The 20208-nt window shown below is 66.7% G+C and carries 18 protein-coding genes; 6 read left to right on the forward strand and 12 right to left on the reverse strand.

Annotation, left to right across the window (positions count from 1 at the left end; translation table 11 throughout):
• Positions 1-17: 17 nt before the first annotated feature.
• From ACQ4MJ_RS23560 to ACQ4MJ_RS23575, 4 genes are all read right to left on the reverse strand, one after another.
• Positions 18-446 carry a GNAT family N-acetyltransferase gene (locus ACQ4MJ_RS23560; RefSeq protein ID WP_431151077.1) on the reverse strand — a complete coding sequence of 143 codons (429 nt, stop codon included), beginning with the start codon at positions 444-446 and terminating at the stop codon, positions 18-20.
• A 90-nt stretch (positions 447-536) separates the two neighbouring features.
• The gene (locus tag ACQ4MJ_RS23565; protein ID WP_431153144.1) at positions 537-2279 is read right to left on the reverse strand and encodes an ABC transporter ATP-binding protein/permease; all 1743 of its coding nucleotides are present in this window, start codon (positions 2277-2279) and stop codon (positions 537-539) included.
• A gap of 222 nt (positions 2280-2501) precedes the next feature.
• Positions 2502-3323 carry a hypothetical protein gene (locus tag ACQ4MJ_RS23570; protein WP_431151076.1) on the reverse strand — a complete coding sequence of 274 codons (822 nt, stop codon included), beginning with the start codon at positions 3321-3323 and terminating at the stop codon, positions 2502-2504.
• An 8-nt stretch (positions 3324-3331) separates the two neighbouring features.
• Positions 3332-5074 carry an FMN-binding glutamate synthase family protein gene (locus tag ACQ4MJ_RS23575; protein ID WP_431151075.1) on the reverse strand — a complete coding sequence of 581 codons (1743 nt, stop codon included), beginning with the start codon at positions 5072-5074 and terminating at the stop codon, positions 3332-3334.
• Between the two features lie 216 nt (positions 5075-5290).
• Between ACQ4MJ_RS23575 and ACQ4MJ_RS23580 the strand changes: the two genes are divergently transcribed.
• The 4 genes from ACQ4MJ_RS23580 to ACQ4MJ_RS23595 all read left to right on the forward strand — a co-directional run bounded on the left by ACQ4MJ_RS23580 (position 5291) and on the right by ACQ4MJ_RS23595 (position 8719).
• Positions 5291-6148 (forward strand): YecA family protein, encoded by an 858-nt coding sequence (locus ACQ4MJ_RS23580; RefSeq protein ID WP_228899235.1) that lies wholly within the window; start codon positions 5291-5293, stop codon positions 6146-6148.
• A 130-nt stretch (positions 6149-6278) separates the two neighbouring features.
• The gene (locus ACQ4MJ_RS23585) at positions 6279-7832 is read left to right on the forward strand and encodes a SulP family inorganic anion transporter (protein WP_431151073.1); all 1554 of its coding nucleotides are present in this window, start codon (positions 6279-6281) and stop codon (positions 7830-7832) included.
• Positions 7833-7942: 110 nt separating this feature from the next.
• Positions 7943-8014, forward strand: coding sequence for an SEC-C metal-binding domain-containing protein (locus ACQ4MJ_RS23590; RefSeq protein ID WP_431153143.1), 72 nt, complete (start codon positions 7943-7945; stop codon positions 8012-8014).
• Positions 8015-8278: 264 nt separating this feature from the next.
• Positions 8279-8719, forward strand: a complete 441-nt coding sequence (locus ACQ4MJ_RS23595; protein ID WP_431151071.1) for a hypothetical protein — start codon at positions 8279-8281, stop codon at positions 8717-8719.
• A 1131-nt stretch (positions 8720-9850) separates the two neighbouring features.
• On the opposite strand, the gene ACQ4MJ_RS23600 is transcribed toward ACQ4MJ_RS23595, so the two are convergent.
• The 8 genes from ACQ4MJ_RS23600 to ACQ4MJ_RS23635 form a co-directional block, all read right to left on the reverse strand.
• Positions 9851-10339: a nuclear transport factor 2 family protein gene (locus ACQ4MJ_RS23600; RefSeq protein WP_431151069.1), complete on the reverse strand. Its 489-nt coding sequence runs from the start codon at positions 10337-10339 to the stop codon at positions 9851-9853.
• Positions 10340-10424: 85 nt separating this feature from the next.
• A complete protein-coding gene (locus tag ACQ4MJ_RS23605; protein WP_431151067.1) occupies positions 10425-12314 on the reverse strand; it encodes a cyclic nucleotide-binding and patatin-like phospholipase domain-containing protein in 1890 nt (629 codons plus the stop codon).
• Between the two features lie 218 nt (positions 12315-12532).
• Positions 12533-13435 (reverse strand): alpha/beta fold hydrolase, encoded by a 903-nt coding sequence (locus ACQ4MJ_RS23610; protein WP_431151066.1) that lies wholly within the window; start codon positions 13433-13435, stop codon positions 12533-12535.
• Between the two features lie 81 nt (positions 13436-13516).
• Complete coding sequence (locus ACQ4MJ_RS23615; RefSeq protein ID WP_121421437.1) at positions 13517-14044, reverse strand: CinA family protein; 528 nt, start codon at positions 14042-14044, stop codon at positions 13517-13519.
• Positions 14041-14568 carry a phosphatidylglycerophosphatase A family protein gene (locus tag ACQ4MJ_RS23620; RefSeq protein ID WP_431151064.1) on the reverse strand — a complete coding sequence of 176 codons (528 nt, stop codon included), beginning with the start codon at positions 14566-14568 and terminating at the stop codon, positions 14041-14043. Before ACQ4MJ_RS23620 ends, ACQ4MJ_RS23615 begins: the two co-directional genes overlap by 4 nt.
• Positions 14569-14586: 18 nt before the next feature.
• The gene (locus ACQ4MJ_RS23625; RefSeq protein WP_431151063.1) at positions 14587-15063 is read right to left on the reverse strand and encodes a universal stress protein; all 477 of its coding nucleotides are present in this window, start codon (positions 15061-15063) and stop codon (positions 14587-14589) included.
• A gap of 88 nt (positions 15064-15151) precedes the next feature.
• Positions 15152-16759 (reverse strand): DUF4139 domain-containing protein, encoded by a 1608-nt coding sequence (locus ACQ4MJ_RS23630; protein WP_431153142.1) that lies wholly within the window; start codon positions 16757-16759, stop codon positions 15152-15154.
• A gap of 131 nt (positions 16760-16890) precedes the next feature.
• A complete protein-coding gene (locus ACQ4MJ_RS23635; protein ID WP_431151061.1) occupies positions 16891-17775 on the reverse strand; it encodes a LysR family transcriptional regulator in 885 nt (294 codons plus the stop codon).
• A gap of 142 nt (positions 17776-17917) precedes the next feature.
• On the opposite strand from ACQ4MJ_RS23635, the gene ACQ4MJ_RS23640 reads away from it, so the two are divergent.
• Together ACQ4MJ_RS23640 and ACQ4MJ_RS23645 are read left to right on the forward strand one after the other, a co-directional pair.
• Positions 17918-18958 (forward strand): NAD-dependent epimerase/dehydratase family protein, encoded by a 1041-nt coding sequence (locus ACQ4MJ_RS23640; protein ID WP_426305430.1) that lies wholly within the window; start codon positions 17918-17920, stop codon positions 18956-18958.
• 32 nt (positions 18959-18990) lie between these two features.
• Complete coding sequence (locus ACQ4MJ_RS23645; RefSeq protein WP_121508326.1) at positions 18991-20172, forward strand: Acg family FMN-binding oxidoreductase; 1182 nt, start codon at positions 18991-18993, stop codon at positions 20170-20172.
• Positions 20173-20208 lie beyond the last annotated feature (36 nt).

Consider the following 20208-nt stretch of genomic DNA (forward strand, 5'->3'; position numbering starts at 1 on the left):
CACGCTGGCCGAGGACATCAGGGCATCAAAGCCTTCTTCAAATACACCAGCTGAAATCGCTGGATGTAGTTGTCGATGTGCCCAAACTCCTCATAGCCCTGTTTAAGATAGAACTCGCGCGCCTGCCATTCAAAGGTGTTCAGCGTCACGCTGTGTGCGCCCAGCTCGCGGGCTTTCTGTTCCGCTGTTGCCAGCAGGTTGCGGCCCACTCCATGGTGCCGGGCGGCTTCGTCCACAAACAGCAGTTCCACGTTCAGCCATTCCAAAAACACGAATCCGCGCAGCCCGCCCACCAATTCGCCCTGGGTGTCACGCGCGCTCACCCACACCGGCTGGGACTGGCCGTACTCACCGACGAACCCGTAGTTGAATTGCCGCATCCGACGGCCTAAGACGCCGGAGTGAACTTCTTCTGCTGTGGGTGTGTAGATCTCAAAGTCGGTCATTGCGGAAGTCATGTAGGTCGGGTTGGCGAAGCGTAACCCGACCTGCTCTCATCGGGCGAAGCTGCCCCTCCGTCGCTTGAGCCGCCGCGCTCAGCTATCAAACCTGAAGTCCGCTGCCGCGTACAGCTCCCAGGCCCCTTCGCCCTTGAATTCCAGCACGTGCGTGTGGTGTTTGAGCACGGCGGGGCGGTGGGCGATGCTGATGAGGGTGGTGCCGCTGGCGCGCAGGCGTTCGTAGAGGGCGGTTTCGTTGGCGCTGTCCAGCGCGCTGGTGGCTTCGTCCAGGATGACGATGCTGGGCTGGCGCGCCAGCACGCGGGCAAAGGCCAGGCGCTGTTGCTCGCCGACGGACAGCAGTTTCTCCCAGTCGTAGGACGCGTTGAGCCCCCCCACACGCTTGGACAGTGATTCGAGGTGCACCTCCCGCAGCAGCTCCAGCAGGCGTTCGTCGCTCAGCGCCGTCTGCTTGCTCGGGTAGATGATCTGGCTGCGCAGTGTGTCAATCTGCATGTAGGGGCGCTGGGGCAGGAAGAACATGTCTTCCAGGGGCGGGTGCTGCACGGTGCCACTGCCCGTGTGCCACAGGCCGGCAATGGCACGCAAGAGCGAGCTTTTGCCGCAGCCGCTGGGGCCGGTGATGAGCAGCGCGTCGCCGGGCTGTAGCTGCAGCGAGAGGTCGGCCACGAGCAGGCGACCGAAGTGGGGGGTGTAAAGCGAGAGCCCTTCGATGGCCAGCGTGTCGCCGATGCGGGTGGTGATTTGCGGTGGGGGCTCGGAGGGGTCGTGGGCGTTGATCGCGGGCGCCGCATCGTCCGCAGGCTGGCCTGCTGGGGCGGGCTCGGCCCAGGGAGTGGGCGCGGCAGGGGTTTTGAGCACGACCTGCGACAGGGTATGGAGCCGGTCGATGCCCGCCACAAACCGGCTCAGGCTCTCGAAGTTGTCCACGATGAGCGAGATGGCGCCCAGCACGGCGGCAAATGCGCCTGCCGCCTGGATGGCCCGGCCCACCTCCAGCTCGCCCGACAGCACCGCATTGGCCAGGAGGATGCTGGGCAGGATCAAGGTAAGCTGGCTGAAAGAGCGCTGGTACAGGTTGAGCGAGAGCTGCTTTTTGATGAGCCGGGCGAAGTTGGTAAACGCAGCCTCGAACCGGTGGTCGATCTGCACGCGCTCCTGGGGTTCGCCCCGGTAGAAGGCGATGGATTCAGCGTTTTCGCGCAGCCGCATCAGCCCGAACCGGAAGTCTGCCTCGCGGCGGATCTGCCAGAAGTTCAGCCGGATCAGCGGCGCGCCAAAAAAGTACAGCGCCCCGAAGGTGCCCAGCAGGGCATACACCGCCAAAAATGCCACCAGCGTCTTGGAGATGGACCACAACACCGCGCTGAACGCCACCAGCTGCATCAGCGAGCCGATGAAAATCAGCAGGAAGTGCGTGGACCGGCTGGTGAAGGTGTTGATGTCTTCACTGATGCGCTGGTCGGGGTTGTCGATGTCGCCGCCCGCGCCGATCTCGTAGTACTTGCGTTCGCTCAGATAGCCATCCAGGAAACGGTGGGTGAGCCAGCGCCGCCAGTGGTTGGAAAACGCATCGCGCATGTAGTAATAAAAGGCGTACACCGGCACCGCGAATGCCAGTACAACAAGGCTGGTGCGCACCGCGATCCAGAAGCGGTCGGCCTGCTTGGCCGCCAGGGCCGATGTCATCTCCCCCGTCTTGTCGATCAGCATGACGGCCAGCTGGGTCTCGCACACCATCAGGGCGATCAGCAGTGCCATCAGGCCCCAGGCGGTGCGCTTCTTGTCGCCTGCCCAGTAGGGCCGGGCCACGCCCATGAACTGCTTCCAGGCAGCCCGCGACAGGGTGGGCGGTCGGCTGCGGCGGGTCTTGTCGGAGGTGGTGGGCAAGGGCGTGGGCTCAGGGGCGGCTGGGCTGGCAGCGGCGGGCAGTGGCATGGAAAGAAGGGAGGGCTGGAGGAAGCTCCACCTGAACGATAGGCGATGAGCGCGCTTGGCGCTGTCAGTGAACAACCACAGCTTGATAGGAGCGGCCGCGTTTCATCTGCTGAGCAACTCGTACGCCGCCCGCACCCGCTGCAAATCCCGCCCCAGTCTGCGGCTTGCCGGCAAAAGCCCCATCCACCCCATCCGCCGGACACTGGTCGCCAGCACCGTCTGCATCTCCGCGCTCTCCTGCGCCACCCACGCCACCCAGCGCTCGCGCCCCTCGGTCAGCGTGCCGCTGGTGTGCAGGTAGATCGCGGTGGAGTGCGCGTAACACAGCGCATCGCGCACATGGCACACCGCCAGGGGCAGCACGGCGGCGGGGTCGTCCTCAAAGTCGATGCAGGCCACTTCGCCATCGGGGCAGCGCACCATGTTGCGAGCAAAGGCCTGGCTCAGGCACGTGCCTTGGCGGTGCACCAGGGCCAGCGTGTCCAGCCCCTGCTGCCACAGCGCCAGAACGGTGGCCGTGTCACCCGCCTGCACGGCATGGTCGATCTCGTTGCCCAGCGAATGAATCTCTTCCCCCGTGTGGCCCAGGTGGCGCATGGCAAAACCATGGGGCAAGGCGGCCAGCACCACGGGCACGCGGATGCCGCGCGCGGCCAGGTCGCGCAGGCGCTGCACTTCGGTGGCAATGGCCGCAGGGCCGCCGGGGTTGGGCACGGGGCGCAGGGCGTCCAGCCGCAGCAGGGCGGCCAGCACGGCCATGGCGCGGTAGCGGCCCGTGCCGTGGGGCGCGCCGGCGCGCTTGATCCAGATCTGTTCGTGGCCCAGCACATGGGCCATCACGTTGTGGGGCTGGGTGGCCAGTTGCTGCTGCAAGAAGGCGGCGTAGTCCGGGGCGGCGGTGTGGGTGGGGGCGGATGCGTCCATCGTCAAGTTCATACAGCGGCGTCCCCCGCCACGGCCGCTGCGGTGCCCGCGGCTGCTGCGTGCACCAGCTCGACATGGTGGGGGATGGAGGGTTCCAGTGCAGGCTCGCTGGCCTGAAAGCTGTGCGCGCTGGCCAAGGGCCAGTACAGGCGGAACACGTTGTGCTGCGCGTCGAGCGGGCCGAGCAGCGCGCCCGGTTGCATGCGCGTGATCAGGTTGGACAGCAGGCGCACCTCGGTGTCACTGATGCGGCGCACGATGTGGTGGGCTGTGATGTCCTTGGGGTGGCGCAGCCCGGCGGCCTGCACCAGCTCCTGCAGCGCGTGCAAGGTGCTGCGGTGAAACTGCGCCACGCGCGTGGCCTTGTCGGGCACCACCAGGGCCTGCTGGCGCAGCGGGTCCTGGGTGGTCACGCCCGTGGGGCAGTGGCCGGTGTGGCAGTTTTGCGCCTGGATGCAGCCCAGCGCCATCATGAAGCCGCGCCCCGCGTTGCACCAGTCGGCGCCCAGCGCCATCATGCGCGCGATGTCGAAGGCGCTGATCACTTTGCCCGCGCAGCCAATGCGCACGCGGTCGCGCAGGTTCACGCCCACCAGGGTGTTGTGCACCAGCAGCAGGCCCTCTTGCAGGGGCGCGCCCACGTGGTCGGTGAATTCGACCGGTGCCGCGCCCGTGCCGCCCTCGGCGCCGTCGACCACGATGAAATCAGGCGTGATGCCGGTGACCAGCATGGCCTTGACGATGGCAAACCATTCCCACGGGTGTCCCAGGCAGAACTTGAAGCCCGTGGGCTTGCCGCCCGACAGGGTGCGCAGCCGCGCGATGAACTGCATCATTTCCACCGGGTTGCTGAACGCACTGTGGCTGGCGGGCGAGATGCAGGCTTCGCCCTCCTTCACCCCGCGCGCAGCGGCGATCTCGGCAGTCACCTTGGCCCCCGGCAGCACGCCGCCGTGGCCCGGCTTGGCGCCCTGGCTGAGTTTCAGCTCGATCATCTTCACCTGCGGGTCGGTGGCGCTGGCTGCAAAACGCTCTTCGCTGAACGTGCCATCGGGGTTGCGGCAGCCAAAGTAGCCCGAGCCGATCTCCCAGATCAAGTCACCGCCATGCACGCGGTGGTGCTGGCTGATACTGCCCTCGCCCGTGTCGTGCGCGAAGCCGCCTCTTTTTGCACCCTGGTTCAAAGCCAGGATCGCATTGGCCGACAGCGCACCAAAGCTCATGGCCGAGATGTTGAACACGCTCGCGTGGTAAGGCTGGGTGCAAGGCGCCACAGACTGCGACGGCGCATCGGGGTTGCCGCCGATCCACACGCGAAAGTCGTGCGACGGCAGCTGTGTGGGTGCGAGCGAGTGGTTCACCCATTCATAACCCTGCGCGCCCACGTCCAGGTGCGTGCCGAAGGGGCGGTTGTCCGGGTCGCCCTTGGCGCGCTGGTACACCAGCGAGCGCTGGGCGCGCGAGAACGGCGCGGCCTCGCTATCGCTTTCGATGAAATACTGGCGCACCTCGGGCCGCACATATTCGAGCATGAAGCGGATGTGGCCGATGACCGGGTAGTTGCGCAAAATGGCGTGGCGCGACTGCTGCAGGTCGTACACGCCCACTGCTACCAGGGCAGCAAACACCAGCACCACGGGCAACCCCACGTGAAAAGCCACCAGCGCAAACAGCGACAGCAGCAGCCCGAAAACGCACAGCGCAAAGGCCGTGTAGCGCACCGGGTACAGGGAGTTCAGTTGGTGGAGCATGGGGGTCCTGGTTCTGGTGGCGGTGCGAGAGGGGGCTACACTGACCGCCTTTTTATCGGGTTGCCATGTTGCGCAAGGCGCTTTTGAGGCCCGGCACCACCCCGGGTCGCCGTACCTCCGCCGCTACACCAGCGCCACGGCACAAGGCCTGCGCATCATAAAAGTAAAACAATGTTTTACCGCCCCCGCTTTCTCGCTTGACGACCGGAGCCCCCCATGACCGAACCCACATCGCCCACTCCCTCCACCGACGATCTTGATGACCCCGCGGGCGCCCCGGCCGCCGCACTGGGCCCTGAAGAGCTGGAAGAGATCGACAACATCCTCGACGACCTGCGCTCGCGCGGCGAGGAAATCCCGCAGTGGGAGTTCTGCGATGGCTTCATGACCGCGCTGATCTGCAGCCGCCGCGCCATCGCCCCGGCCGAGTACCTGCCCATGCTGCTGGGCGACGGCGCCGAGCTGGATGTTGCCGAAGGCGACCCGCTGCCGCAGTTGCCAGCCTTTGCTGACGCCGCCCAGCAGGCGCGCTTTTTAGAGCTGTGGAACCGCCGCTGGGCCGAAATCGTGACCCAGCTCGACACCGACGTGAAGACGCTGGACGACGACCGCACCTTCCAGCCCGAAGCCATGGACATGCGCGGCGCCGTGGCCAGCCTGACCGACGAGCAGCGCGCCGAAATGGGCGACGACCAGGAGATCCCGTCCTTCGGTCAGGTGTGGGCCCTGGGCTTCATGTTTGCCGTGGAAAACTGGCCTGAAGACTGGGCCGCCCCGCGCGACAAGGAAGCCGCCAAGTGGCTGGACGACGCGCTGGACCGCATCGTTGCCCTGACCGAAGACGACACCGGCAAGCCCGAAGTCTGCATGTACGACGAAGACGGCCCACCCAGCACCAGCCAGGCGCGCGTCGAGGCCTTCGGCGAAGCCATCTGGGCCGTGTACGACCTGCGCCAGCTGTGGAAGAGCATGGGCCCGCGCGTGGAGACGGTGCGCAAGGCGCCCGAGCCGGGGCGCAATGACCCGTGCCACTGCGGCAGCGGCAAGAAGTACAAGAAGTGCCACGGAGCTTGATTTTGTTGGGCAATTTGCTATTGATTGGATAGCTATTGGCGCTTGATGGATAAGCGCTAGAGCCTGTTTTGATCTGAAATTCCTCGCAGCGCGCCTTCGGGCGCGCTTTGTTTTTTGCAGGGCACACCGCATGAACCCTTCCACCCTGAACCGTCTGCGCGCCGAATGGGCGCCCAGCATTCCGCGCGAGCTGCTGGCCGGGGCTGTGGCCACGTTTGCGCTCATCCCCGAAGTCATCGCCTTCTCCTTTGTGGCGGGCGTGGACCCTTCGGTGGGGCTCTTCGCCTCGTTTGTCATCAGCCTGGTCATCGCCTTCACCGGCGGGCGGCCTGCGATGGTGTCGGCGGCGGCAGGCTCGGTGGCGCTGGTGGCTGCGCCGCTGGTGCAGTCGCACGGGCTGGGCTACCTGCTGGCGGCGGGGCTGCTGGCAGGCGCGGTGCAGGTGGCGTTTGGGCTGATGAAGCTGGGCGTGTTGATGCGCTTCGTTTCCAGCTCGGTGCGCACGGGCTTCGTCAATGCGCTGGCCATCCTGATCTTTGCCGCGCAACTGCCGCACCTGCACGGCGCCAGCACGGCCACCTGGGGGGCGCTGGCGTTGGGGCTGGCGCTCATCTACGGCCTGCCGTGGCTGGGCCAGCGGCTGGCATGGCCTGCGCTCACCGCCATTCCGTCACCGCTGATCTGCGTGGTGGTGCTCACTGTGCTGGCATCGGCGCTGGGGCTGCACCTGCCCACGGTGGGTGACCTGGGCAAACTGCCCGACGCGTTGCCTGTGTTTGCGCTGCCGCAGGTGCCCGCGTCGCTCGACACCCTGCGCATCATCCTGCTGCCCGCGCTGGCGATCGCCATGGTGGGCCTGCTCGAATCAGTGCTCACCGCCGCAGTGGTCGATGAGCTGACCGACACGCCCAGTGACAAGAACCGCGAATGTGCGGGGCTGGGCGTGGCCAACATCGCGGCCAGCCTGTTCGGCGGCATTGCGGGCTGCGGAATGATCGGCCAGGCTGTGGGCAACGTGAAGTACGGCGGGCGCGGGCGCCTGTCCACGTTGTTCGCCGGGGTGTTTTTGCTCATCCTCATGGTGGCGCTGAAAGACTGGGTATCCAAGGTGCCGGTGATTGCGCTGGTGGCCATCATGGTCATGGTGTCGGCCGAAACGTTCGACTGGAAATCGCTGGGTGCCCTGGTGCGCCACCCGCGCCTGTCCAGCGCCGCCATGCTGGCCACCGTGGCCGTCACCATCGCCACCCACAACCTGGCGGCTGGCGTGGCCGTGGGCGTAGTGCTCAGCGGGGTGTTCTTTGCGTTCAAGGTCTCGCACATGCTGGAGGTGCGCGTGCACGACGATGCGGATGGCGCCGATCACGCAGATGGCGCTGGTGCCACGGCCTTGGGCCAGCGCACTTGGCGCGTGTCCGGCCAGGTGTTTTTTGCCTCGGCCGATGCGTTCATCGAGGCGTTCGACGTGCTGGGCGCCGAAGGCCGCGCGGTGGTCATCGACGTGACGCACGCCCACTTCTGGGACATCACCGCCGTGGCCGCACTCGACAAGGTGGTGGAACGCTTGAGGCACCATGGCTGCACGGTGCAGGTGCTGGGGCTTAACGAAGCCAGCGCGGTGCTGATTGATCGGATGGGGAGCGATGTCGCACCGGACCGTGCGAAAGGAGGGGTGGTCGGTTGAACGGGGAGGGGGCCGCTGGCGTTTTAGCGAAGGCGACCAGCCCCGCAGCACACCCAGCAGGCCCAGCGCTTGGCTGCCGGCCCTTTTGTCTCCGTGCACGGCATCGCCACATGTCCTGTCGCAATGCTCCGTGCCATTGCGGCAGTGGCAAGAAGTACAAGAGTGCTACGGGTTTTTGGTAGAAGCTACTGATTTGATAGCTGCTGGCGCTTGTTGAATAAGCGCTAGGGGCCAATTGGACTTGACTTTTCCACTGCTGCCCGTTGCAGATGCGAGGGCGGGGTTCAAGGTGGGTGGCTGCCTGTCGCTGATCGAGCACAGTGATAGGGCGCTTTGGGCCGGTGGCCGTCATCGTAGCAGTGGCTCCGATGGGTCCGATTGCGTTCCTCGCCGTCGGGCAGAATTCGGCTAGGAGCGGACGTTCACCCACTCATCGAGGAGAAGGCATGGAGCGCTGGGAAGTTATGGAGCGCAGAGTTCTCATTGCAGTAGGCATCGTCTTGGTTTCTCTCTCTGCTTGGCTTGTGATGGATGGGGAGAGAGCCTTCTTCGCAATACTGCTGGCTCCCATTATTTTCTGGGTCTTCTGGCAGGCGTTCTTTGAAGACAAGCTAGGCTCTAACGAGCCTGTCTCTCGCGCAGAGCGCCTTATGCACGGGACTTTTTTTTGGGCGAGGGGCCTGGTTATTGGAGGCATTGCGTTGGTACTTGCCGCAATGGCCTTCAATTTGGCGCGAGATGGCATGGGTCTCACGGCGATTCTTCTCCCCGCCGGGCTTTCCCTGTTTGCAGGCTGGGTTTCCATCTTTGGCGCTGGAAGGTCGAAATCGATGTCCGACGATCTGCAAATCCACCGCGAACGTCAGAAGCGCTATCGAAAGCCCTAACTTCGGCTTAGGGCTGGATAGCGTCTCTCGCCGTGGGGCAGAATTCCGTCAGAAGCGGACATTGATCTTGGAAGAGGAAACGACATGAGCCAAGGCACAGACGGGCTGTCACAACCTGAGAGGCCATCGTCGGCATTTGAGCGGATAGGCGGGAAAGCGATCCTTCTTATGCTCGCCGCTATGTCGGGTAGTGCAGGAGTCATCGCCTTGCAAACCGGAGAACTTGCTGAGGGAGGATCGCGTAGCGCTCCTTTAAAGGTTAACGTTCTGCACGAAGTAGCCGCGTACACCGGTGGTGCGTTTCTCCTCTCCGTTAGTGCAACACTGCTCGTGTGCGCGTTGTCAGGGTTCAGATTTCGGCGGACGCTATTCGCCTTACTTACCGTTAACCTTGCGGCGTTCTTTGCGGCAATCGCCGGCCGTAGTTTTGGTCTGTAGCCAAGACGTTGACTTTCCGCTTTGGGCCCTAAGCAGACGCCTGCGCAAGTCCCAAACGCTCATCTTTCTTCCACCTACTGCGCTTCGTAGTACGAGCCACCTTCAACTGCACCAGTTGCAAGAAAAATGGTAAACGGGTGCCATGTGTCGTCGAACATCCACGCTTCGCCTCTCAACTCATCGTCATGAAGGGATAGATCGCGGAAGCCATCCCAAGAGATGCGGCGCGAGCGCCAAACGACGCCCCCTCCCCTTTGTCGAAGTTCGAAGTCTGTGGGACTGCAAAGCAGCAGACATCCAGTGCTCGGTACTTCCAGCGCAGACTCAATGTCACCCCCGAACTCTTCAAGTAGCTCCCCGGTCACCGTGTTCACCCTGTAACCTTGGCCGCCAGCCAGCACATTTGCTTCAAGTCCCCTTCCATCCGCGAAGACGGCTGAAAACTTCGTGAGTCCTGGCTGGAAATTTCCAACCCAGCAGCGGTTTTCGTCCGCGCAAAACTCTACGACCAGACCCTCGCGATGCTTACCTTGTCCAGTCGCACTGAATTGGCGCGGGAAATTGCCCACTCCAGGTAGTCCGGGGAGAATTCTGGGAGCACTCAAAAATTCCATATGACGCCTATGTCCGGTTCTGGCCGAGAGCCGCAGTTCCCAATGCATTGAGCGATCTGCGTCACCGCAACACCACCCCTCACCCCTGCGCCAAAAACTTCTTCAAATTCCCCGCCGCCGTACTCCGCACCTTGCGCTTGAGCGATGGCGACCAGCCCAGCAGCAGCCCTGGTGCCCCCAGAGCCTGCCGTGCCCAGCGCCAGAAGTTGAAGCGGTCGCGGTGGGTGGCGATCAGCCCTTCGGGCGTGAAGGTGAAGGTGCCGTCGATGATGTTGTGCACCTTGCGCCCCGTGGCGCTGAAGAGGTAGTGCGCTTCCCAGTGCGCCTTGCCGCCGGCCGCGTCGGCTTCGATACCGCTGAACGTGAGCTTCCAGTGCTCGGCCGCGCCGGGCTTTTTGGTGGCGGTGCATAGCATGCGCCACATGCCGCCGATCTGGTCGCGGCCCTTCAGGGAAAAGGCCTCGTCGTCGAACGTGGCGTTGGGCGCATAGCAGGCGGCCATGGTGGCGTGGTCAAGCTGCGCAAACGCGGTGTAGAAGCGCTGCAGGGTCTGGGCGTTGGGGTGCATGGGGTCTCCTCCTCAAGGGCGCCCATGCTACACCGGTGCCTGCCTGTTGCATGCCGCTTGGGCGACCGGGCCGTGTGGTGCGTTCTCAACGGGTGCGCAGCCCGCCGATGCGCCGGCGCTTGATGTCATCCAGTCCGTCCAGCACCTGGATGCCATGTGCATACCCCTGCTGCACGATCTGCTCGAAGCGGTTCCACTGCAGCATGCCGACGCGGTCCATGGGGGGGTTGAAGTACAGGTCGGTGAGCTGCTGCGACTGGCGCTGGCGCGACATGCTGTACAGGATGGTGACCTGCATGAGGTAGCTGGCCAGCGAGGGCAGCTTGTAGCGGCGCTGGGCGCGCGGGCGCAGCTTGTCGCGCAGCAGGGCCCAGCTGGTGGGGATGTCGTCCAGCTCGATGCGGCGCGGCTTGCGGAAGTTCAGGTCCACGCCGATCACCGTGCCCACGCCGCGCATGCTGCTGCGCATCACGTCCACCGGAAAGTTGTTGAACGTGCCACCGTCGCACAGCAGGTCGCCCTCGTGCACCACGGGCGGCAATGCACCGGGGATGGAGATGCTGGCCAGCAGCGACTTCACCAGGCTGCCACGGCGCACCACCTGTTCGCTGGCGCGCGAGTAGTTGGTGGCCACGCAGTAATAGTTCTTCCACAGGTCTTCCACCTGGGCCGGGAAGCCCACCAGGCTCCCCACGGCCTCGTGCAGGATGTGGCGCAGTCGGCGGCCCTTGATGAGCGACATCAGCGGCAGCAGGCTCCAGTCGCCCGTGGGGTTGGTGCGAAACGCCTCGCGGGCGTTGGCCATCACCGTCGCCAGCGGCTGGTCGGATGCGACATACGCGGCCATGACCGATCCGATGCTGGTGCCACCCACGCAGTCGATCTCCACGCCTTCCTCCTGCAGCGCGCGGTAGATGCCCAGGTGCGCAAAGCCGCGCGCGCCGCCGCCCGCCAGCACGAGGCCCACGGCCGTGCGGCTCTGGATGCGGGCCAGGCGCGCCATGTCGCGGTCGAGGGTGGGGCGCACATGCACGTGGTCGGCCACGGGGCGGCGGTCCAGCCATTGCTGGGTGCCACGTGGGCACTGCGTGCCTTCCGGGTGCAGCAGCACCAGGATCTCGGCGGCCTCGGCCAGGGGCGCGCGGCGCAGCAGGCAGTTTTCTTCGATGGGGTGGATGGCGGGCTCGGCCTGAGCGTCGGCCAGCAGCAGCAACTCGTCGCAGTGGCGGCTCACGCGCCGTGTCCAGGGCGTGGGCTCGGGGTCTGCCAGCAGCAGCACGAAGTCGTTGCGCGCCTCGATCTCGTCGAGCAGCATGGCGATGCGCCGGTTGGCCGTGGCGTCGGCGCCTTCGCGCTGGGCAATGCCGGGCTCGTGCAGCTCTGCGTCCACGGTGGCGGAGTCGACCACACGCACGCGGCCGATGGTGCCCAGCTGGCGCGCCAGGCTCTGGCCAAAGCCCTGCAGGTCCACGCCGCTGCTCACGGGCAGCAGGCCCATGGCCACGGGCCGCTCTTGTGCGGCCGTGTGGGTGGCGGTGCCCGTTTGCAGGCGCTGGATGATCTGGCGCGTGAGGGCAATCGACACCTGGGCGCTGCTGGCCAGCAGGGTCTTGAACACATCCTTAGTCAGTCGCACCAGCACCGAGTCGCGCACGGCGACCACGGTGGCGGCGCGCGGTGCGTCGGTGAACAGGCTGATCTCGCCAATCACCTGGCCCCGGCCCATATCGGCCACACGGCGCTGCGGGCCGATGCTGCCGTCATCGCAGCGCACATAGGCACGCAGGCGGCCGCTCACGGTGAGGTACATCGACTCGCCGGGCTCGCCCTGCGCCATCAGCGTGCTGCCGCCGGGCACCTCCACCCACTCCAGCTGGGCGCGCAGCAGCTCCAGCGCTTCGGGTTCGATGCCTGGCAGAAAGCTGCGCAGGTGCTCGGTGAGCAGTTGGTTCTGGGTGGCGGTAAAGGGGGGCATGGTCACGCAATCGGCAAGGCTCGGTGGGGCGCTGCGGAAAGCGGGGGGCTCGCCAACACGTCGTGTTTGCGATGGGTTCCGCAGCGTGCGAAGCGGCGGATTCTAGGAACGCAAGGGCACCTGTGCGCACTGTGCAAGGCATGGTGGCCGGGCAGCGCGTGAACAAATGCACGGCGGGCCCTTGCGATTGCCCCTCCGTGCCGATGCGGAGCGGGTCGTCAGCGCATGAAGGCGCTCAGCGCGCGGGCCGTGGCCGCGGGCAATTGCTCGGGGATGAAGTGCCCTGCAGGCACGGCCTGGCCCGTCACCACGCCCGCGCATTGCGCCTGCCACAGAGCCAGTGGGTCGAACAGGCGGTGCACCACGCCGTGTTCGCCCCAGATCACCAGCGTGTCGCACGCGATCCTCTCGCCGCGCGCGCGGCTTTCGCGGTCATGCTCCAGGTCGATGCCTGCGCTGGCGCGGTAGTCCTCGCACGCGGTGTGGATGGCCTCGGGCGTGCAAAAGCAGCGCTCGTAGTCGGCCAGCGCCTGGGGCTCGATGTGGGCCAGGCCCGCGCTGCCCCAGCCGCCCAGCTTGGCGTGCAGGTAGGCGAGCGGGTTGCCGCCAATCATGCTCTCGGGCAGCGGCGCGGGCTGGATGAGGTGGAACCAGTGGTAGTAGGCGCGCGCAAACTCCATGTCGGTACGCGCGTACATGTCGAGCGTAGGGGCGATGTCGATCACGCACAGCTTCTTCACGCGCGCGGCGTGGTCCAGCGCCAGGCGGTGGGCCACGCGGCCGCCCCGGTCGTGGCCGCACAGAAAGAACGCGTCCTGGCCCAGCGCGGTCATCACCTCGGCCATGTCCTGCGCCATGGCGCGTTTGCTGTAGTTGCGGTGGTCCGGCAGGCCGGGCGCGTGCGATGAATCGCCATAACCGCGCAGGTCGGGCAGCACCAGAAAGTAGTCGTGCGCCAGCTGCTGCGCCACGCGGTGCCACAGCGCATGGGTTTGCGGAAAGCCGTGCAGCAACAGCAGGGGCGGTGCACCCACGGTACCGCCGGTGCGGACAAAAATCTCGGCGCCAGCGGTGGTGATGCGCTGGGTGGTGAAGCCTTCAAACCAGGTAGGTGAGGTCATGCGGGATGCGGCGATGGTTGAATGCATTGGGGCGACAGGCTGAGTTGGCGTGCACGCCCCGTCAGGTGCCTACCCGGGGGATCAGGCCAGCAAAAAGCCCAGCAGCCGCTGCAGTGCATACCGCACCGTGGCCGCACGGATGGCGGCGCGGTCGCCCGCAAAGTGCTGCATCTCGCTGTGGGTTTCGCCATTCACGCACCAGGCAAACCACACAGTGCCCACGGGCTTGGCCTCGCTGCCGCCTGTAGGGCCGGCCACGCCGGTTACGGCCAGGCTCACATGCGCCTGGGAATGGGCCAGCGCCCCATCGGCCATGGCGCGGGCCACGGCCTCGCTCACGGCGCCTTCCTGCTCAATGAGTGCTGCGGGCACGCCCAGCATCTCGACCTTGGCGGCGTTGGAGTAGGTGACAAAGCCGCGCTCGAACCACTGGCTGGAGCCCGCCAGGTCGGTGCAGGCCGCCGCGATCATGCCGCCCGAGCAGCTTTCGGCCGTGGCCAGCAGGTGGCTGTGTTTGAGCAATTCCAGAGAAATTTGGGTCAAATTGGCCTCTAGCGCTGATGTATCAAGCGCTAGCAGCTCTTTATTTGATAGCGATGCGGTTGTCATAGAAACCTCCACACTGCAATGACCAGCAGGGTACAGAAGGCTGCCACAAAGTCGTCCCACAAGATACCCCAGCCGCCGCGCCAGCCAAAGCCCTTGAACAGGCTGTCGGCCCAACCCACCGGCCCGGGTTTGGCCGCGTCAAAGAATCGGAACAGCCCAAACGCCACCAGCTGCCCCCACCAGCCCATGGGCATGGCCAGCCACAGCACCAGCCAGAAGGCCACCACCTCGTCCCACACGATGCTGCCGGGGTCGGCCACGGCCATGTTGCGCGCGGTGGTGGTGCAGGCCCACCAGCCCACTACGGTGCTGGCGGCAATCAGCAGGCCCATGTGTTGGGGGGACAGCCATTGCTGCAGTGCAAGGTAGCTGAGCCAGGCCCACAGCGTGCCCACGGTGCCCGGCGCCACGCGCGACAGCCCGGCGCCAAAACCCAGTGCGATGAAGTGGGCCGGGTGGGAAAACATGAACGCCACGGTAGGGCGGCGGGAGGGCAGGGGCTGCGGGGGCTCGGAAACGGTCATGGCACGAGGGAGGGGCTGTCAGGCGCTGGCGGCCACGTCTGCCCCTGCGGGCAGGCGCACCAGCAACACGGGCACGGGCGCGGTGCGTGCAATCTGCTCGGCATCGCTGCCCATCAGCACGCGGGCCAGGCCACGGCGCCCGTGGGTGCCCAGCACGATCAGGTCGGCCCCCCAGGCCTGGGCATGCTCCACCACCAGCTGCGCCACTCGGGCGTCCAGGTTTTCAATCAGCACAGTGTCTACCGGTACACCGCGTTGCGCCACGCGCTCCTGGGCCTGGTGCAGCAGGGCTTCGCCAGCCTTGCGCAGGCGGGGCAGTACCTCCTGGCTGTAAACCTCGGGCTGCTCAAAGCCGCTGATGTGGGCCACCGGGTCCATCACATGCAGCAGCCGGATGCGGCCACCCGTGGATTGCGCGAGGCCGATGGCCTGGGCCACGGCGTGGTCCGAGGTGGGGCTGCCGTCAACGGCAACGAGGATGTGTTGGTAACTCATGGTGGGGCGGGCTCCTCGGGCTTTTTCGTGGGGCGCTGCTGTCGATTGTGAACGACTGTTGTGGGTGGGGCGGGCTGCAGTTGCCGGTTCACTGGCGTTCTTGCAGCTCCACATCCTTGGGGTAGCGGATGGTGTGCTCGGCGCTGAACTGCGCCGTGGCGCCTGCGGCCAGCGGCTGCTGCCAGGCCACGGTGCCGGGCGTGCGGTTCCAGGCCGTGTCGGTGGGCTGGGGCTGGTAGCGCGATTCGACCTCGATCTTCTCGTTGCGCGACACCGGCGCGGCATGCAGCACCTGCAGCGTGATGCCGGTCTTGTGGCGGTTCTCCACGCTGTAGGCGCGGCGGGTCTTGCGCTCGGTGCGCGAGCCGGTAAAGCCGGTGCTGCCCGTCAGGTCCTGCGCGGGCTCGGCGCGCACGGTGACGAGTTCATCGCGGCCAAATGACAGGCTGGCGCTGCCCTCGGGTGCGCCCGCGCTGGGGGTGGAGAAGTCGATGCGCCCGTTGCCCACAAACGCGCCGTCGCGGTACAGGCCTGCAGGCCCTGCGGGCCACACGCCCGGCGGCTGGGCCATGTGGGCCACCAGGTAGGCGGCTTCTTCCACGGCGGGGGCTGTGCGGGTGATCAGCGTGGCGGGTGCGGTATGGTTGCCCAGCGCCAGAGTCACGCGCTGGCCGCTTGATGGCACGGTGATGCGCTGCGGCACGGCGAACTCGGTGGCAAAACCCTTGTCGAGGGTGCTGACGTCGAAGGTGGGCATGGCCTCCTCGACCGCGTTGCGCGAGCGTGCCACGGGCGAAGGCGCTGCCGCCATTGCCATCACGGGGGCGGCTGCGGCCACGGGGCGCGGCGGCGGGGCCACATCCAGCGTCCATTCGCGCGGCAAGCGGCCCTGCGTGGCGCGGCCTGGCTGGCCGGTGGACAGGGTCAGTTGAACGTTGCTCCAGTCTTCGCCACTGTTTTGCGCCACCAGCGCCTGGCGCTCGATCAGCACGGTGGATTTGGTGGCATCCAGCGTGGCACGGTAGGTGGGTTGCCAGCCAGGGCCGCGTACCTGGTAAGACAGGCGCAGCTCGGCCTCGCGCTCGGCGGCCAGGTTGATGGTGACGGAAACCACCCGCGCACGCTGGCTGGCCACGCGGTCGCGCTCGGCCACCAGGGGCTTGAGGGCCAGCTCCAGCGCCTCCTGCTTGCGTTGCAGTTGGTGCGCGCGTGCAAAGCTGTCTTGGCCAGACTTGCGCAGTACATCGGCGGTAGCGGTGATCTGTGCGGGCGTAGGGGGGGCGACACGGGGGGCGCTTGTAGCGGGCGCTGCCGCCTCCTGGCCATTGCCGGTGTGTGCCACGCTGCGCAGGTAACCATCCACCAGTTGCAGGGCGGAGGCTTCGGCCTTCACTACCGCGATCTGGTCTTCCAGCTCGCGGATGCGGCCGTCCAGCGGGCTCGCGCAGCCTGCCGCCACATCGCGGTCCTCGGTGAGCACGTTGAACTCGCCCACACGCACGGCAGGGTCGGCGTTGATCTGGAGGCTTTGCACATCCAGCGACGCGGGCAGACAGGTCAGCGTGAGGCTGCGCGCGCCAGCGGGCACCTTGGCCGCACGCTCCACCGTGGCGCTGCCGGGGTAGACGGTGACGCGGGCGATACGGGAGGTGTCCTGGGCCAGCGCAGGCGAGGCCGCGCTGCAGAGCAGGGCCATGCTGACAAGGCACAAGAGCCGCAGCGGGTGTGGAAAGCGCAAGGCAATGGGCGGGTGGATCACGGGGCTCCTGGGGCGCGGTGGACGAAGGGAATGGGATGCTAGCAGCCGCCGTGGTGTGGAACAGGCGCTTAAAGCACCCTTGGCACTTCTGCCGCCAAAAAGTCATACACCGCCCGAATCCTGCGGCTGGTGCGGATCTCGCGGTGCACCGTGAGCCAGATAGGCAGCTCGGGCAACGCAAGCTGGGGCAGCACCGCCACCACGTTTGGGTCGGTGCGGGCCATGTAGTTGCCCACAAAGCCGATGCCCAATCCTGCGCGCACGGCTTCCCAATACGCCATGAGGTCGTCGGTGCGAAACGCGAAGTGCTGGCGCTCCACCGGGTAGCCCATGGCGGCAAAGCCTTGCAGGATGTCCTCGTGCCGGTCGTTGCCCACCAGCTCGTGCTGCAGCAGGTCGGGCGGCTGCCGGGGTATGCCTTTGCGGCGCAGGTAGTCGCGGTGGGCATAGGCGCCCAGCGTGACCGCGCCGATGCGCTTGGCCACCAGGCTGGCCTGGTCGGGGCGCACCATGCGCAGCGCAATGTCGGCCTCGCGGCGCAGCAGGTTGGTGACCTGGTTGCTGGCCACCAGCTCGACCTGCACCTCGGGCAGCGCCTGGCGCATGCGCGCCAGCACGGGCGGCAGCAGCACGCAGGCCACGGGCTGGCTGGCGGTGATGCGCACGGTGCCCGTCACGCCTTCCTCCGCGCCCGACACGCTGCGTGCCAGCTGGTGGGCGCCCATCTCCATGGCGCGGGCCGATTCGGCCAGCCGCAACGCCGTCGCGGTGGGTAACAAGCCGCGCCCTGTGCGCTCAAACAGCACCACGCCCAGCTGCGATTCCAGCTCGGCAATGTGGCGGCCGATGGTGGGCTGGCTGGCGTTGAGAACGCGCGCCGCGCCCAGCAGGCTGCCCTGGTCCAGCGCGGCCAGAAAGGACTGCACAAGGCTCCAGTCAAAGGTTTGGTTCATGGCGATAGCGTGCCCGCAACGGGGTGGCAGCGGGGTGGTTGGAGGTATTCAAATTTGCATTGCTGTTATGGACGCTTAGCCAATTGTGTAACGGGCTCTGCGTTTCCACAATCGATACATCCCTTGTGAATGGAGCCCTGACATGACCACCCACCCCCGTTTTCCGCCCTGCACGGACAACCCTTCCACCGTGTTGATCCTGGGCGCCCGGGGCCGGCTGGGACTGGCGGCGGCCCGGGCCTTTGCCCAGGCCGGCTGGCAAGTGCTGGCCCAGGTGCGGCCCGGTGCGCGCGGGCCTGCGCTGCCCGCTATCGCCGGTGTATGGTGGATGCCCGTGGCGGTGGAGGACACCGCCGCACTGGCGGCCCAGGCGCAAGGCGCGCAGGTGGTGGTGCATGCGCTCAACCCCGCCTACACGCACAAGGCCTGGCGCGAAGAGGCGCCCGCGTTGATGGAAGCTGCCATTGCCGTCACCCGCCAGCTGCGCGCCACGCTGATGCTGCCGGGCAACGTCTACAACTTTGGTGAAGGCATGCCGCCCGTGCTGCACGAAGACACACCCCAGGCCGCCACGGGCTTCAAGGGCCGCATGCGGGTGCAACTGGAGCTGCGCCTGCAGGCTGCCACGCAAGGGGGCGACATGCGCGCCGTGGTGCTGCGCGCCGGGGACTTCTTTGGCAGTGGCACCGGCAGCTGGCTGGACCAGGCCATTGCCAAGGACCTGCCCCGGGGCCGCATCACCTGGCCCGGCCCGCTGGACGTAGCCACGCCCTGGGCCTATCTGCCCGACCTCGCCCGCACCTTCGTGCGTGTGGCGCAAGAGCGGGACCGGCTGGCCCCCTTCGAGTGCCTGCATTTCGCTGGCCATCACGTCACGGCGCAGCAGTGGCTGCACAGCTTCACGGCCATTGCCGCAGAGCAAGGCTGGTTGCCCGATGCGGGCGCGCTGCGGGTGGGGCAGTTGCCGTGGCCGCTGCTGCGCGTGATGGGGCTGGTGGCCCCCACGTTCGCTGCGCTGGCGGACATGCGCTATCTGTGGCGCACGCCCCACCGTCTGGACAACACCCGCCTGCGTGCGCTGATCGGCGACGAGCCCCACACCCCCTTCGATCAGGCCGTGCGCCAGGCGCTGGCAGATTTGGGGCTCGTAGCCTTGCGTTCGACCCGCGCTGCGCTGGCCTGACGGCACAACCTTTGAACCACCGGAGTCTTCTCATGAACCGTCGCAACTTCATTCGTTTGGCAGGGGGTGGCACCATCGCCGCCGCCACCACCGGCACGCTGGTCGCCTGCGGCGCCGTGAGCTCGAACTATCCCGCCGAGGCGGTCGAGGCCTGGCAGGGCCCTGTGGGCGAGACCGATGTGCGCCGCCGGGCGGTGGCCTACGCCATCACCGCGCCCAATTCGCACAACCTGCAGCCCTGGCTGGTGGACTTGCGCGAGAGCGGTGTCATCACCCTGCGCACCGACCCTGCACGGGTGTTGCCACAGACCGACCCGGGTGGGCGCCAGATACTCATCGGCCATGGCGCCTTTCTGGAGCTGCTGGTGATGGCGCTGGCCCAGCAAGGCGTGGCCAGCGAGGTGCTGCTGTGGCCGCAGGGCGAGATGCCTGCGGCCCTGAAGGACTGGGACGACCGTCCCGTGGCGCGCATCACCCTCAAGCCGGGCGGCCAGCCCGACCCGCTGTTTGCCCAGGTGCTGCTGCGCCGCACGCCCAAGACCGATTTCGACACCACCCGCCCCGTGGCGCCCGAGTTGCTGGCCCGGTTGCTGGGCAGCGCCCCGGCTCAAGCCCCGCTCAGCGTTGGCGGTACCGTCAGTGCAGACCAGTTGCCCGCGCTGCGCACGCTGTGCTGGGAGTCCGCCCGGGTAGAGCTGCTCACGCCGCGCACCATGATGGAAAGCATCCAGCTCACCCGCGTGGGCCCGGCCGAGATCCTGCAGCACCGCGATGGCATCTCGATCAACTCGCCCTTTGTGCGCGCGGTGTCGGCCCTTGGCCTGTTCGACCGCTCCGCACCACCCGCCGAAGGCAGCGCGGCGTACAAAAATGCCATGGGCCGCTTTGAAGGCCACAGCCGCACGGCCATGGGTTTTGTGTGGATTGCCGGCCCCAACACGCGCAGCGACCAGATTCATACCGGGCGCCTGTATGTGCGCCAGCAGTTGCAGGCCACGGCGCTGGGTGTGGGCATGCACCCCATGAGCCAGGCGGTGCAGGAATTTGCCGAGATGGCCCCGCACTTCGAGCGCGTGCACCAGCTGGTGCTGGGGCGGCCCGCGCCGCGCACACCCCAGGAGCCCACCGTGCAGATGTTCTGCCGCATTGGCTACCCGCAGGGCGAGGTGCCTGCCACGCCGCGCAGGCCGCTCGCGCGTTTTGTGCAGGCTTGATTCGGAGGAGGACAGGACCTGCGCAAAGGGCTGATG

It is taken from the genome of Acidovorax facilis (assembly GCF_050626955.1).
Taxonomy (GTDB): Bacteria; Pseudomonadota; Gammaproteobacteria; order Burkholderiales; family Burkholderiaceae_C; genus Acidovorax; species Acidovorax facilis.